Source organism: Azorhizobium sp. AG788 (assembly GCF_943371865.1).
Lineage (GTDB): Bacteria > Pseudomonadota > Alphaproteobacteria > Rhizobiales > Xanthobacteraceae > Azorhizobium.
On record NZ_CALRWL010000047.1, the window covers coordinates 15,389 to 28,688 of the forward strand.

Genomic DNA, 13,300 nt, shown 5'->3' on the forward strand with positions numbered 1-13,300 from the left:
AATCCACGAAATTACCGCGCAAAAATCCACACCCCGGCTTTGCCCGAGGCGCTAGTGCGCCTCCTCCCAATTGTCGGCGCCGTGCGCTTCCACCTGCAACGGCACCGCCAGGGTCACCGCCGGCATGGCCGCGCCCTCCATCACCGCGCGCACCACCGGCAAGGTGGCCTCCACCTCGGCCTCGGGCACTTCGAACACCAGTTCGTCATGCACCTGCAGCAGCATGCGGGCGGAGAGTTTGGCCGCGTTCAGCGCCGGCTCCATGCGGATCATGGCGCGGCGGATGATGTCCGCCGCCGTGCCCTGGAGCCGGGCATTGATGGCCGCACGCTCGTTGAAGGCGCGGATGGCCGGGTTGGAAGCGGCAATGTCCGGGTAATGGCAGCGCCGTCCGAACAGGGTCTCCACATAGCCGTGCTCGCGGCAGAAGGCGCGGGTCTCGTCCATGTAGGCGCGGATGCCGGGGAAGCGCTCGAAATAGCGCTTGATATAAAGCCCGGCCTCATCGCGCGGGATGCCCAGCTGGTTGGCCAGCCCGAAGGCGGAAATGCCGTAGATGATGCCGAAATTGATCGCCTTGGCGCGGCGGCGTACCTCGGCCGGCATGCCCACCACCGGCACGCCGAACATTTCCGAGGCGGTCATGGCATGGATGTCGAGCCCATCCTTGAACGCCTGACGCAAAGCGGGAATATCGGCGATCTCCGCCAGCAGCCGCAGTTCGATCTGCGAATAGTCCGCCGACACCAGCTTGGTGCCCGGCACCGCCACGAACGCCCGGCGGATGCGCCGGCCCTCTTCGCTGCGGATGGGAATGTTCTGGAGATTCGGCTCCGAGGACGACAGCCGCCCGGTGGTGGTCGCCGCCAGCGCATAAGAGGTGTGGACCCGGTGGGTCTGCGGGTTCACGAAATTGGGCAGCGCGTCCGTATAAGTGGAGCGCAGTTTGGCCAGTTGGCGCCAGGACAGGATCTTCTGCGGCAGCACATGGCCGGCTTCCGCCAGTTCATCCAAGACATTGGCCTTGGTGGACCAGGCGCCCGTGGGCGTCTTGCTGGCGCCGGGCAGGCCCAGCTTGCCGAACAACAGGTCGCCGATCTGCTTGGGCGAGCCCACATTGACCTTCTCGCCCGCCAGCTCAGAAATCTCGTCTTCCAGCCGTGCCGCGCCTTGGGCAAATTCCGACGACAGCCGCGCCAGCAACGGCCGGTCGATGGAGATGCCGCGCGCCTCCATGCGGGTGAGCACGGACACCAGCGGGCGCTCCATGGTCTCATAGACCGTGGTCAGCCCCTCGGCCACGAGACGCGGCTTCAGCGCCAGCCACAGCCGCAAGGTCACGTCCGCATCTTCCGCCGCATAAGCGGTGGCGGCATCAAGCGCCACCTTGTCGAACGTGACCTGCCCCTTGCCCTTGCCGGCCACCTCGGTGAAGGCGATGGGCGTATGGCCCAGATGCTTCACCGACAATTCGTCCATGCCGTGATTGTTGCGACCCGCATCCAGGGCATAAGAGATGCACATGGTGCAGTCGTAAGGCGCGACCGTGATGCCGTGGCGGGCGAGGATGGCGGCGTCATATTTGACGTTGTGGCCGATTTTCAGCGTGCCGGAGTCTTCCAGCATGCCCTTGAGCACGGCGAGCGCGGCCCCCAGCGGGATCTGGCCCGGCAGCAGGCCTTCCGTGAACAGCCCCTCCCCCGCGCCCTGGTGGGCCAGCGGGATATAGCAGGCCTCATTGGGCGCCAGAGCCAGGGAGACGCCCACCAGATCCGCCTGCAAGGGATCGATGGAGGTGGTCTCGGTATCGAATGCCACCACGCCCAGATCGCGGGCGCGGGCGCACCAGTCTTCCAGCTCGCTCAAGGTGGTGAGCATGCGGTAGCGGCTGCGGTCCACCTTGGTGGCGCGCGCCTCCTGGGCCCGCTGCGCCGCCAGATCGGAGGGATTGAGCACGGTGGGACGGCCCGGTGCCGCGTCCGCCGTCGGCGCGCCGCCAGCTGATTCGGTCGAAGGTGCCGACGGAGCGCCCTCTTCCGCGGAAACGGCGGGCGCCGCGAACAATTGGCCACTGGCCGCCACCGCCAGACGCGGATCCGGCTCAACCTCCGCGGCCTCCACGGAGAAGGCCTCCGCCGCGCGGCGCACGATAGTGGTGAATTCCATGGCTTTCAGGAAGGCGATCAGGCGTTTGCCGTCCGGCTCCTCCAGCACCATGTCGGCGAGCGGCACTTCCACCGCCACGTCGGTGACCAGCTTCACCAATTCCTTGGAGATGCGTGCCTTCTGGACATTCTCCGGATCGAGCAGCGACTGGCGGCGCTTCTCCTGCTTGATCTCCCCGGCGCGGGCCAGCAGCGTGTCCAGGTCGCCATATTCCTTGATCAGGGTGGCGGCGGTCTTGATGCCGATGCCGGGAACACCGGGCACATTGTCGGTGGAATCCCCCGCCAGCGCCTGCACGTCCACCACTTGCTCCGGCGAGACGCCGAAATATTCGACCACCTCGGCCACCCCGATGCGCCGCTCCGGCCGCGCCCCGCGCCCGCCGGCTTCGCCCGAGGCCGGATCATACATGGCGACGCGCTCGCCGATCAGCTGCATCAGATCCTTGTCGGCGGAGACGATCAGCACATCGGCGCCGGCGGCCTGGGCCTGGCGGGTATAGGTGGCGATCAGATCGTCGGCCTCATAGCGGGCCATTTCCACCGGGATCAGGCCGAACGCCTTGACCGCCTCGCGCATCAGCGGGAATTGCGGGATCAGTTCGTCGGGCGGGTCGGAGCGATTGGCCTTGTAGAGCGGATACAGCTCCTTGCGGAACGAATCCTCCGACTTGTCGAAGATGATGGCGAGGTGGGTGGGCTTGATGCCCACGGCACCGTCGCGGATGAACTGGAACAATTTGGTGCAGAACAGCCGCACCGCCCCGGTGGGCAGGCGGTCCGAACGGAAATTGTATTTCCGGTCCTGATTGATGGACTGGAAATAGGCCCGGAACACGAAGGACGAACCGTCCACCAGGAACACGTGGTCGCCGGGCTGGATCGGGCGGGGAGCTGGGGACATGGGGCTTTCCGTTGATGCGGCGCGCACGATGCCCCACGGGCCTGGGCGCCACAACCCTTTCCGCCGCCCGCCCGGAAACGGGGCACGTCAGCCGATGGCGGTGAGCGGCTTTTCCAGCACCGCCAGCACCCGCGGCAGCTCATGGCCGCGCTTCAGGATCAGGCCGGTTTGCGAGACCACGCTATAGGCGCCCTGCTTGCGCGCCAGCTTGGGGGTCTTTTCGATTCGGTAGAGCGGCACGTCCAGCGAGCGGCGGAACACCGAGAACACCGCCCGCTCTTTCAGGAAGTCGATGGCGTAGTCCCGCCACTCGCCCGCCGCGACCATCCGACCATAGAGATCGAGCATGCGGTCCAACTCGCGCCGATCGAATGTGACTTGAACCACCAGCGGCGCATGGGACTGCGGGTGAGGCGCTGATGCCGGTGCACGCCGTATAGGTTCGATCTCGCCCATCAGGCCTCCGGGGCTGCCAGGAGAAGCATGATCGCTTCAGAACCGCCGGGTTTCAAGGGGGTCCATAGCCGGCTGTATCCGCCCTGGCGGGCGACAGACTGCGCACGTCCGGCCTGCCGTTGCGACCGATCACGGGGTCGTCAACACAGATCACAGTCTCGCCGGATTTCGGTCAATTCGCGGACAAGGGAGGGGGCGATCTTCATTCCCGTAGCAGGGCCGGTTCGCTTCCGCTCCGGTCTATCCCAGCCCCCCAGCCCCCCGGGGTGGTGAGCGGACCGGCCACTGTTACGCTCCAAAATTTTAACTTCAAAGGTCGCGCAAGCGGCCTTTTTTATTGCCCGACGCACCACCGTACGCGACGCGCCATCGCGGACGATGTGGGCTGAAATCCAGAAAAGAGATGATTGCGACGCCTCAGCCCAGTGGGCGACAGGCGATCAGTTCAGCGGCAGGCTGGCAGCGCCGAGAATCGGGCCGGGCGCGGTGAAGCTGCCGGATTGCAGCAGCACCACCACCGCATCGACCCCCTCGAAGCGCAACTGATTGACCGGCACCTTGAAGCGCTCGGCCTCGCCATCCCAGGTGCCGAGCCGGACCCAGCCGCGCACCACATTGGTATAAGTGACGTTGCGCCCGCCGTTCTCGCCACGGCCGATGGACACCGTATGGCTGCGGATCACCGGACAGGCCCACACTTCGGCACCGCCGACCCGCGGCATGGCGGTGATATCCACCACCAGATCCTCGCCATCCCGGCTGGCGGTGACCGGCACCACCAGCGCGGTGCCCCCGGCGCGGGCGGTGAGCATGGCCTTTTCCACCGCGGTGCGATCGCTGCCGATGGCCGCCTGGGCGCCGTCTACCACCATCTGCGGGGTATAGATCTTGCGATCGCCGCGCACATCCGAATAGGCGCGCTGGCGCTGGGAGTGGCCGTGCTGGGCCAGAGTGTCCTTCCAGCCGATATAGTCCCAATAGTCCACCGCCAGCGTCAGGGCGATCACGCCGGGGTCGCGGGCGAGATCCCCCAGCAGGGCATCGGCGGGCGGACAGGAGGCGCAGCCTTGGCTGGTGAACAGCTCGATGACCGCGCGGGGCTGGGTCGCCGCGGATATGGGCTTCGCCGTCTGCTCCTGGGCCTTCACGCCCGGCGCCGCAAGCAGGCCGACGAGGGCCAGCGCCAGCACAGCAAAGCGGGAGGAATGCGGGAGCACGGCAATCATGAGATGTCAGCGTAACCTTGGCAGCAGCGATGCGGAGGTTCAACGCATAAGCGCCGGGTCGGTCCAGCGCGAGTCAAATCAAGGTGACACACGGGCCGGTGAGCATGCGGCGGACCAGCACCCCGATCCTGGGATGCAAGCCAACGAGATACAACCAGCTTCAGACAGAATAACGGCCGGCTCCCGTAGGAAGCCGGCCGCAGGAAGAAGGCTCGGGCGGTGCTCAGACCGCCCGTGGCTCACGCCGCCAGATGGCGCAGCACGTAGGGCAGGATGCCGCCGGCGCGGAAATAATCCAGCTCGTCCAGCGTATCGATGCGGCAGATCAGGGTCACGGTTTCGGTGCGCCCGTCCGCGAAGGTGATCTGCGCATCCAGCTTCTGGCGCGGCTTCAGATCGCCGGCGATGCCGAGGATCGAGACCATCTCATCGCCCTTGAGACCCAGGGTCTGCCAGGAGGCGCCGTCCTCGAACACCAGCGGCACGATGCCCATGCCCACCAGGTTCGAGCGATGGATGCGCTCGAACGACTGGGCGATCACGGCGCGGATGCCGAGCAGCTTGGTGCCCTTGGCCGCCCAATCGCGGGAGGAGCCGGTGCCGTATTCCTTGCCGGCGAACACCACCAGCGGAACGCCCTCGGCCTTGTACTTCATGGCCGCGTCATAGATCGCCAGCTGGCCACCGTCGGGATAATGCAGCGAGACGCCGCCTTCCACGCCGGGCACCATCTGGTTCTTGATGCGGATGTTGGCGAAGGTGCCGCGCATCATCACTTCATGATTGCCGCGACGGGTGCCGTACTGGTTGAAGTCCACCGGGCGCACCTGGTGCTCCACCAGATACTGGCCGGCCGGGCTCGACGCCTTGATGGAGCCGGCGGGCGAGATGTGGTCGGTGGTGATGCTGTCCAGGAACAGGCCGAGGATGCGGGCGTCCACGATGTCGGTGATCGGGTCCGCGTCCTTGGTCATGCCCACGAAATAGGGCGGGTTCTGCACATAGGTGGACGCATCCTCCCAGGCATAGGTCTGGCCCGTGGGGATGGCGATCTTCTGCCAGTGCTCGTCGCCCTTGAAGACGTCGGAATATTTTTCCTTGAACATCTTCTTGGTGACGTTCTCGCGGATGTACTGCGCGACCTCCTTGTTGGAGGGCCAGATGTCCTTGAGATAGACCGGCTCGCCGTCCTTGTCGGTGCCGAGAGGCTCGGTGGTGAGGTCGACGGTGAGCGAACCGGCGAGCGCATAGGCCACCACCAGCGGCGGAGAGGCGAGATAGTTCGCCTTCACGTCGGGGTTCACGCGGCCTTCGAAGTTGCGGTTGCCCGAGATGACGGCACCGGCCACCAGGTCGTTCTTGTTGATGGCTTCGGAGATCGCTTCCGGCAGCGGGCCGGAATTGCCGATGCAGGTGGTGCAGCCGAAGCCCACCAGGTTGAAGCCCAGCTTGTCCAGGTCGTCCTGAAGGCCGGAGGCCTTCAGATAGCCTTCCACCACCTGGGAGCCCGGCGCCAGCGAGGTCTTCACCCACGGCTTGGAGCGCAGGCCCTTCTTGGCGGCGTTGCGGGCCAGCAGGCCGGCGGCCATCAGCACGGAGGGGTTCGAGGTGTTGGTGCAGGAGGTGATGGCGGCGATCACCACGTCACCATGGCCGACCGCATAGTCGGTTCCGGCCACGGGCACCTTCTTTCCGGCTTCGCCGGGCTTCTTGAACTCGCCTTCCAGGGCGGCCAGGAAGCCGGTCTTGGCGTCGCTCAGCAGCACGCGGTCCTGCGGGCGCTTGGGGCCGGCCAGCGAGGGCAGCACGGTGTCGAGGTCCAGTTCCAGCGTGTCGGTGAACACCGGATCGGGGGTGTCCTTCTTGCGCCACATGCCCTGGGCCTTGGAATAGGCCTCCACCAGCTTGACGCGGCTGTCCTTGCGGCCGGTCTCGTCGAGATAGTCGATGGTCTCGCGATCCACCGGGAAGAAGCCGCAGGTGGCGCCATATTCCGGCGCCATGTTGGCGATGGTGGCGCGATCGGCCAGCGAGAGATGCTCCAGGCCGGGGCCGAAGAACTCCACGAACTTGCCCACCACGCCCTTCTTGCGCAGCATCTGGGTGACGGTGAGCACCAGATCGGTGGCCGTGATGCCCTCGCGCAGCTTGCCGTCCAGCTTAAAGCCGATCACTTCGGGAATCAGCATGGAGATGGGCTGGCCGAGCATGGCCGCTTCCGCTTCGATGCCGCCCACGCCCCAGCCCAGCACGCCGAGGCCGTTGACCATGGTGGTGTGGCTGTCGGTGCCCACCAGCGTGTCGGGATAGGCGACCGTGACGGTCTTGCCGTTGATCTCTTCCTTCCGGGTCCACACCGTCTGGGCGAGATATTCCAGGTTCACCTGGTGGCAGATGCCGGTGCCGGGCGGGACAACGCGGAAGTTGTCGAACGCGCTCTGGCCCCACTTCAGGAAGCGGTAGCGCTCCTGGTTCTGCTTGTATTCCTCATCCACATTCTTCTTCAGCGCGTTATCGGTACCGAAGAAGTTGACGATGACCGAATGGTCGATGACCAGATCCACCGGCACCAGCGGGTTGATCTTGGCCGGGTCGCCGCCCAGATTCACCATGGCGTCGCGCATGGCGGCCAGATCCACCACGGCGGGAACGCCGGTGAAGTCCTGCATCAGCACGCGGGCGGGGCGGTAGGCGATCTCCTTCTCGGCCTTGCCGCGCAGGGTCAGCCAGTCGGCGATGGAGATCACGTCTTCCTTGGTGACCGTGCGACCGTCTTCGTAGCGCAGCAGGTTTTCCAGCAGCACCTTCATGGAGAAGGGCAGGCGGGAAACGCCGGGCAACCCGTTTTGCTCGGCCGCTTCAAGGCTGTAATAGACATATTCTTTGTCATCCACCTCGAGGGTGGTGCGGCACTTGAAGCTGTCAAGAGAGGTCACGGCGCGTATTCTCCGGTTCGATGATCGACCGACGCGAAACGCCAAAGCATGGAAGGAGTGGCACCCCGACACCTTTGGCGATGCGGTTCAGGCGCTTTATAGAGCCATTTCAAACGGCGGTCATGCGATAAGAATACCCTATGGATGAACTTTCTGACGCCGCCGCAACACCGGCCATTCCCTTGCCGGCCCTGCGCGCGGAAAGCCTTTCCTGCCGCAGGGGGCAGCGCACCCTGTTCTCAAGGCTCAGCTTCGAAACGCATGGCGGCCATGCATTGGTGGTGGTCGGGCCCAACGGGGCCGGCAAGTCGTCTCTTCTGCGCATCATGGCGGGACTGTTGGGCGCGACATCGGGCCGCGTGCAGCTGTCCGGCGGCGATCCTGAATTGAGCCTGCGGGAGCAACTTCACTATCTCGGCCATGACGATGCCCTGAAGGGCGCCCTCACCGTTGCGGAAAATCTCACCTTCTGGCGCGACGTGCTGGGCCGCACCGGGCTGGCTGTGGACGAGGCGCTGGAAGAAGTCGGCCTCGGCGGTCTCGGCCGGCTGCATGCTTCGGTGCTCTCCGCCGGGCAGAAGCGGCGCCTCGCCATCGCCCGTCTGCTGGTAACCAAGCGCCTGCTCTGGGTGCTGGACGAGCCCACCACGGCGCTCGACGTCACCGCCCAGGCCCGCTTTGCCGGCTTGGCGCGGGGGCATCTGGCCAGCGGCGGCATCATTCTCGCTGCCACCCACACCCCCCTCGATTTCGGACCGACGGTCAGTGAACTGGCCCTGGGAGGCCATCGCGCCCCATGATGCCCTCGCTCACCTCGGCGTTTTTCGCCATCGTCCGCCGCGATCTGGCGCTGGCCCTGAAATCGGGCGGCGGCGCCGGGCTGGGCGTGGTGTTCTTTCTGTCCGTCGTCACCATCCTGCCGTTTGCGGTGGGGCCGGATCTGGCGCTCTTGGCGCGCATCGGGCCGGCGATCCTGTGGATCGGCGCGCTGCTGGCCAGCCTCATCGGCCTGGAGCGGCTGTTCGCCGGCGATGTGGAAGACGGCTCGCTGGATGCGCTCGCCCTCTCGCCGCTGCCGTTGGAACTGGTGGCCGCCGCCAAGGGCCTCGCCCACTGGCTGGCCACCGGCCTGCCCTTGGTGTTGGCCGCGCCGGTGCTGGCGCTGATGCTCAACCTGGATCCCACCGCCATCGGCGCCGTGGCGCTCACCTTATTAGTGGGCACCCCCGCGGTCACAGCCCTGGGCCTGATCGGCGCCGCCTTCTCCGGCGCATTCCGGCGTGGCGGGCTGTTGATCGCGGTGCTGGTGCTGCCGCTGGTGATTCCGGTGCTGATCTTCGCCGTGTCCGCCACCAATGCCGCCATTACGGGGCCGGTACCGTTCGGCACGCCGTTCCAGATTCTCATCGGGCTCACCTTGTTCGCCATGGTGCTCGGTCCGGTGGCCGCCGCCGCCGCGCTGCGCACGGCGCGGGCCTGAGCCGGGACCGGCCGAAAGCGAACCCGGCCGGTCACATTCCCGCGTGGGGCGCCGCCGCGCCAAGATGCGGCAGGGGGCGGCGGCTTCCCTCCGGAGCCATCGCGCTCTAGAACGCCTCCATGGGGCTGCTCTCACTCGCCAATCCCACCCGTTTCGTCTGGCTCTCCGACCGGCTGCTGCCGTGGCTTTCGGGTGTGGCCGTGCTCGTTCTGGCGCTGGGTCTTCTGCTCGCCTTCCAGGCACCGCCCGACTATCAGCAGGGCGAGACGGTGCGGATCATGTACATCCATGTGCCGTTCGCCTGGCTCTCCATGTTCGGCTACGCCATGCTGGCGGCCTCGGCGCTGGGCATATTGGTGTGGCGGCATCCGTTGGCGGACGTGGCGCACAAGGCGCTGGTGCCCATCGGTGCCACCTTCACCTTCCTGTGCCTGCTCACCGGCTCGCTCTGGGGCCGGCCCATGTGGGGCACCTATTGGGTGTGGGATGCGCGGCTGACCTCGGTGCTGGTGCTGTTCCTGCTCTATCTCGGCCTCATGGCCCTGCGCGCCGCCATCGACGACCCCAACCGGGCCGGACGCGCTGCGGCGGTGTTGACGCTGGTGGGCTTTATAAATGTGCCGATCGTGAAATTCTCGGTGGATTGGTGGAACACCCTGCACCAGCCGGCCTCGGTGTTCCGCATGGGCGGCTCCACCATCGAATGGAGCCTGCTGCTGCCGCTGCTGGTCTGCGCGCTGGGCTTCACTTTGGTGTTCCTGGCGCTGCACATGCTGGCCATGCGCACCGAGATCATGCGCCGCCGGGTTCAGGCGCTGGAAGCCCGCGCCGCGGCGCAGGCGGGGGCCTGACATGAGCCATACCGCATTCATCGTCGCGGCCTATGGCGCCGCGTTCCTGGGGCTCGGGATTCTCACCCTTGCCCTGTTGTGGGACAACCGCGCCCAGCGCCGGGCGCTGGCGGACTTGGAAGCGCGTGGCATCCGCCGCCGCGCCAGCGGAGGCTGAGCCATGAGCGCGCCGGAAACCTCGCCCCCATCGCCCCGTCGGCGCCGTCCGCTCTTGGTGGCGCTGCCTTTGGTGGTGTTCGCGGTGCTGGCGTGCTTGTTCTTTGTGCGGCTGTGGGCCGGGGACGCCTCGCGCATTCCCTCCGCGCTCACCGGCCAGATGGCGCCCAAGCTCAATCTGCCCCCTCTCTCTGGCCTGACCGACAAGGGCGCGCCGGTCCCCGGGATCGTGAGTGCCGATCTGGCGGGGAAGGTGCTGCTGGTGAACGTCTGGGCGTCCTGGTGCGTGCCCTGCCGCGAGGAGCATCCGGTGCTCATGGCCCTGTCGCGCGATCCGCGGCTGGTGCTGGTGGGCCTCAACTATAAGGACCAGGCGGACAACGCCCGTCGCTTCCTGGGCACCTTCGGCCTGCCCTACGCGGCCGTGGGCGTGGACCCCAATGGCCGCGCGGCCATCGACTGGGGCGTCTACGGGGTGCCCGAGACCTTCGTGGTGGCCCCCGACGGCACCATCGCGCAGAAGTTCGTCGGGCCGCTCAGTGAGCAGACGGTCCGCGACACCCTGATGCCGTTGATCGCCCGCCTGTCAGGCAAGCCTGGCGCGTAGAGCCGGACGAGACCGTCAGCCTTCGCTCTCCGCCGCCTCGCTCTTGTCCTCGTAACGGGACATCAATGGCGCCTGGGCCATGGCGAAAATGAACGTCAGCGGGAGATAGCCGAAGGTCTTGAAATTCACCCAGGCATCGGTGGACACCGAGCGCCAGACCACCTCGTTCAGCACCGCCATCACCAGGAAGAAGATGCCCCAGCGGATGGAGAGGATGCGCCAGCCGGCGTCCGTCAGCTTCACCATGCCGTCCAGCACGTAGGGCAGCAGCGGCTTACGGAACACCAGCCCGCCCAGCAGCAGGATGCCGAACAGGGCGTTCACCATGGTCGGCTTCATCTTGATGAAATGATCGTCCTGGAGCACCAAAGTGAGGGAGCCGAACACCATCACCACCACCGCCGAGACCAGCGGCATCACCGCGATCTTGCGCACCAGCACCCACATCAGCCCCAGCGCCACGATGGTCGCCACCATGAACACAATGGTGGCCACATAGATGCCGCCGTACGAATTGCCGGCGAAGAACAGTGCCAGCGGCCCCATCTCCAGGGCCATCTTCAGCCCGAGGCTGATCTTGGGCTTGGTGGGAAGTACGGCGCCGGGCGTCTGACCGGGAACAGGCTGCGTCATCATGGTCCTCATATCTCGCGCCCCTTGTGGGGTCGGAGCGCGGCGGGATCAAGACCCGCGATGGCAGGCGCCGCTTTATCCGCGCTCAGAGGGCCAGATGCAGGCACGAGACGATCTCAGGCCCCTCCTGCTCCACGCGGCCATCCAGCCGGGCCGCCAGCCGCCGTACGCCAGGGGTCGGGCGGCCCGCATCGCGCTTGATCGGGTTCGGCAGCATGACCGCCAGCAGCGCGGCCTCCGATGCGCTCACCTGCGCGGCGCTTTTGCGTAGCGCCCGCTGGGCACCCGCCTCCACGCCGAACTCGCCGTCCGGCCCCCATTCGGCGATGTTGAGATAGATCTCCATCAACCGACGCTTGCTCAGCACCAGGTCGATCCACAGCGCCAGCGGCAGCTCCAGTCCCTTGCGAATGAACGACCGGCCCGGCCACAGAAATAAATTCTTGGCTACCTGCATGGGGATGGTGGAGGCCCCGCGCACGTCCTCCAGATCATCGTCCGCCTTGGCGATGGCGGCGCGGATCTCGCCGGGGTCCACCCCCCAGTGCTTGCAGAAGCCGGCATCCTCGGAGGCGATCACCGTGCGCACCAGCGTCGGCGACATGCGCTCAATGGGGGTCCAGATGCGCTCCACCCGTTCGCCGGTCAGCCACCGGCCCAGCATCAGGGTCGAGACCGGATTGACCACGGTGTAGAGAACGGTGAGCACTAGCGGTATCAGCACCAGACCCAAAACCACCCGCACGACCACGCTGAAGAGATGCATTTTTCGCCGCCGCGCCACATTCCCTCCAGCAACGGCGACGCTGCCGCTTCGGTTCCCTCTGTCCTGCGGCTTGACCATATGTCGTGGTTGGGGCAACCGAAGGGCAACATCGATGACAACACCGGGATCACCGCCGTGACGCGCGCCTTTCCCCTTCTTGCCGCGCGGTTCCAGGCGGTTGCGGCGGCCACCGAGCAGCGGCTCGCGCTCGCCCTCGCCGCCGCGCCCGAGGCCGGCGAGCGGCGGCGGCCGGAGCGGCTGCTGGCCGCCATGCGCCATGGCGCCCTGGACGGCGGCAAGCGGCTGCGTCCCCTGCTGGTGGTGGAAACCGCCGCGCTGTTCGGCATCCCCCTCGACGCCGCCATCACCGCCGCCGCGGCGGTGGAATGCGTGCATTGCTATTCCCTGGTTCATGACGACCTCCCCGCCATGGACAATGACGATCTGCGCCGCGGCCGGCCCACCGTCCACAAGGCGTTCGACGAAGCCAGCGCCATCCTGGCCGGCGACGGCCTGCTGACCCTCGCCTTCGATCTCCTGGCGGGGGAGGATGCCCATCCCGATGCCGCCGTGCGCATTGCCCTGGTGCGCGCCCTCGCCCGCGCCGCGGGCCTCGGCGGCATGGCCGGCGGACAGATCCTCGATCTCGCCGCCGAAGGCCGGTTCGACGGCACCGGCCCCCAGGCCCTGACCATGGCGGAGATCCGCGACCTTCAGGCCATGAAGACTGGCGCGCTGCTGGCCGTCTCGGTGGAGGCCGGCGCCTTGCTCGGGCGCGCGGACGACAGCCAGCGCACCGCCCTGGCCACCTATGGCAAGGCGCTGGGCGCCGCCTTCCAGATCGCCGACGACCTGCTGGATGTGGAAGGGACCGTGGAAGCCATGGGCAAGTCGGTGGGCAAGGACCGGGACGCGGGCAAAGCGACCCTGGTTTCCGCTTTGGGCCTGGACGCTGCGCGCGCGGTGTTGGCCGATCTGGTAGATGAGGCCAACACCGCCCTCGCCCCCTTTGGTGCTCGGGGCGAAACGCTCGCCGCCGCGGCCTGTTTCGTGGCTGAACGGCAGAATTGACCTGCGGGTGGCCCCGTCGCGCGCCCACCGTTGGCGTGCTAGATCATGA

At 66.8% G+C, this 13,300-nt stretch carries 12 protein-coding genes; 6 read left to right on the forward strand and 6 right to left on the reverse strand.

Translation table 11 applies throughout. The features are described 5' to 3' along the window. Window positions 1–51: 51 nt before the first annotated feature. The 4 genes from polA to acnA all read right to left on the reverse strand — a co-directional run bounded on the left by polA (window position 52) and on the right by acnA (window position 7,687). The gene (polA, locus tag AAG816_RS21565; RefSeq protein WP_341991748.1) at window positions 52–3,069 is read right to left on the reverse strand and encodes a DNA polymerase I; all 3,018 of its coding nucleotides are present in this window, start codon (window positions 3,067–3,069) and stop codon (window positions 52–54) included. 87 nt (window positions 3,070–3,156) lie between these two features. After that, window positions 3,157–3,525 (reverse strand): DUF2794 domain-containing protein, encoded by a 369-nt coding sequence (locus AAG816_RS21570; RefSeq protein ID WP_341991749.1) that lies wholly within the window; start codon window positions 3,523–3,525, stop codon window positions 3,157–3,159. A gap of 440 nt (window positions 3,526–3,965) precedes the next feature. Beyond that, window positions 3,966–4,751, reverse strand: a complete 786-nt coding sequence (locus AAG816_RS21575) for a DUF1223 domain-containing protein (protein ID WP_341991750.1) — start codon at window positions 4,749–4,751, stop codon at window positions 3,966–3,968. 239 nt (window positions 4,752–4,990) lie between these two features. Beyond that, window positions 4,991–7,687: an aconitate hydratase AcnA gene (gene acnA, locus AAG816_RS21580; protein WP_341991751.1), complete on the reverse strand. Its 2,697-nt coding sequence runs from the start codon at window positions 7,685–7,687 to the stop codon at window positions 4,991–4,993. 140 nt (window positions 7,688–7,827) lie between these two features. Here acnA and ccmA point away from each other — a divergent pair, with 140 nt between their 5' ends. From ccmA to AAG816_RS21605, 5 genes are all read left to right on the forward strand, one after another. Further along, window positions 7,828–8,487, forward strand: a complete 660-nt coding sequence (gene ccmA, locus AAG816_RS21585; RefSeq protein ID WP_341991752.1) for a heme ABC exporter ATP-binding protein CcmA — start codon at window positions 7,828–7,830, stop codon at window positions 8,485–8,487. Next, window positions 8,487–9,167: a heme exporter protein CcmB gene (gene ccmB / locus AAG816_RS21590; protein ID WP_341991773.1), complete on the forward strand. Its 681-nt coding sequence runs from the start codon at window positions 8,487–8,489 to the stop codon at window positions 9,165–9,167. The genes ccmA and ccmB overlap by 1 nt, the downstream gene beginning before the upstream one ends. Before the next feature lie 119 nt (window positions 9,168–9,286). Then, the gene (locus tag AAG816_RS21595; protein ID WP_341991753.1) at window positions 9,287–10,018 is read left to right on the forward strand and encodes a heme ABC transporter permease; all 732 of its coding nucleotides are present in this window, start codon (window positions 9,287–9,289) and stop codon (window positions 10,016–10,018) included. 1 nt (window position 10,019) lies between these two features. Further along, window positions 10,020–10,175, forward strand: coding sequence for a heme exporter protein CcmD (ccmD, locus tag AAG816_RS21600; protein WP_341991754.1), 156 nt, complete (start codon window positions 10,020–10,022; stop codon window positions 10,173–10,175). A gap of 3 nt (window positions 10,176–10,178) precedes the next feature. Further along, the gene (locus tag AAG816_RS21605; RefSeq protein ID WP_341991755.1) at window positions 10,179–10,781 is read left to right on the forward strand and encodes a DsbE family thiol:disulfide interchange protein; all 603 of its coding nucleotides are present in this window, start codon (window positions 10,179–10,181) and stop codon (window positions 10,779–10,781) included. 15 nt (window positions 10,782–10,796) lie between these two features. Here AAG816_RS21605 and AAG816_RS21610 read toward each other — a convergent pair whose 3' ends face one another. Together AAG816_RS21610 and mtgA are read right to left on the reverse strand one after the other, a co-directional pair. Further along, entirely contained in the window at window positions 10,797–11,339 is a 543-nt protein-coding gene (locus AAG816_RS21610; RefSeq protein WP_341991774.1) for a septation protein A, read from the reverse strand. A 160-nt stretch (window positions 11,340–11,499) separates the two neighbouring features. Continuing rightward, on the reverse strand, window positions 11,500–12,180 hold the full coding sequence (mtgA, locus tag AAG816_RS21615) for a monofunctional biosynthetic peptidoglycan transglycosylase (RefSeq protein WP_341991756.1): 681 nt from the start codon (window positions 12,178–12,180) through the stop codon (window positions 11,500–11,502). A gap of 135 nt (window positions 12,181–12,315) precedes the next feature. Between mtgA and AAG816_RS21620 the strand changes: the two genes are divergently transcribed. Continuing rightward, entirely contained in the window at window positions 12,316–13,251 is a 936-nt protein-coding gene (locus tag AAG816_RS21620; RefSeq protein WP_341991757.1) for a polyprenyl synthetase family protein, read from the forward strand. Window positions 13,252–13,300 lie beyond the last annotated feature (49 nt).

Coding starts and splice junctions, on each gene's coding strand:
- polA (WP_341991748.1), bottom strand. CDS start 3,069: ATGTCCCCAGCTCCCCGCCCGATCCAGCCCGGCGACCACGTGTTCCTG.
- mtgA (WP_341991756.1), bottom strand. CDS start 12,180: ATGCATCTCTTCAGCGTGGTCGTGCGGGTGGTTTTGGGTCTGGTGCTG.
- ccmD (WP_341991754.1), top strand. CDS start 10,020: ATGAGCCATACCGCATTCATCGTCGCGGCCTATGGCGCCGCGTTCCTG.
- AAG816_RS21575 (WP_341991750.1), bottom strand. CDS start 4,751: ATGATTGCCGTGCTCCCGCATTCCTCCCGCTTTGCTGTGCTGGCGCTG.
- AAG816_RS21570 (WP_341991749.1), bottom strand. CDS start 3,525: ATGGGCGAGATCGAACCTATACGGCGTGCACCGGCATCAGCGCCTCAC.
- AAG816_RS21595 (WP_341991753.1), top strand. CDS start 9,287: ATGGGGCTGCTCTCACTCGCCAATCCCACCCGTTTCGTCTGGCTCTCC.
- ccmA (WP_341991752.1), top strand. CDS start 7,828: ATGGATGAACTTTCTGACGCCGCCGCAACACCGGCCATTCCCTTGCCG.
- ccmB (WP_341991773.1), top strand. CDS start 8,487: ATGCCCTCGCTCACCTCGGCGTTTTTCGCCATCGTCCGCCGCGATCTG.
- AAG816_RS21605 (WP_341991755.1), top strand. CDS start 10,179: ATGAGCGCGCCGGAAACCTCGCCCCCATCGCCCCGTCGGCGCCGTCCG.
- AAG816_RS21610 (WP_341991774.1), bottom strand. CDS start 11,339: ATGGCCCTGGAGATGGGGCCGCTGGCACTGTTCTTCGCCGGCAATTCG.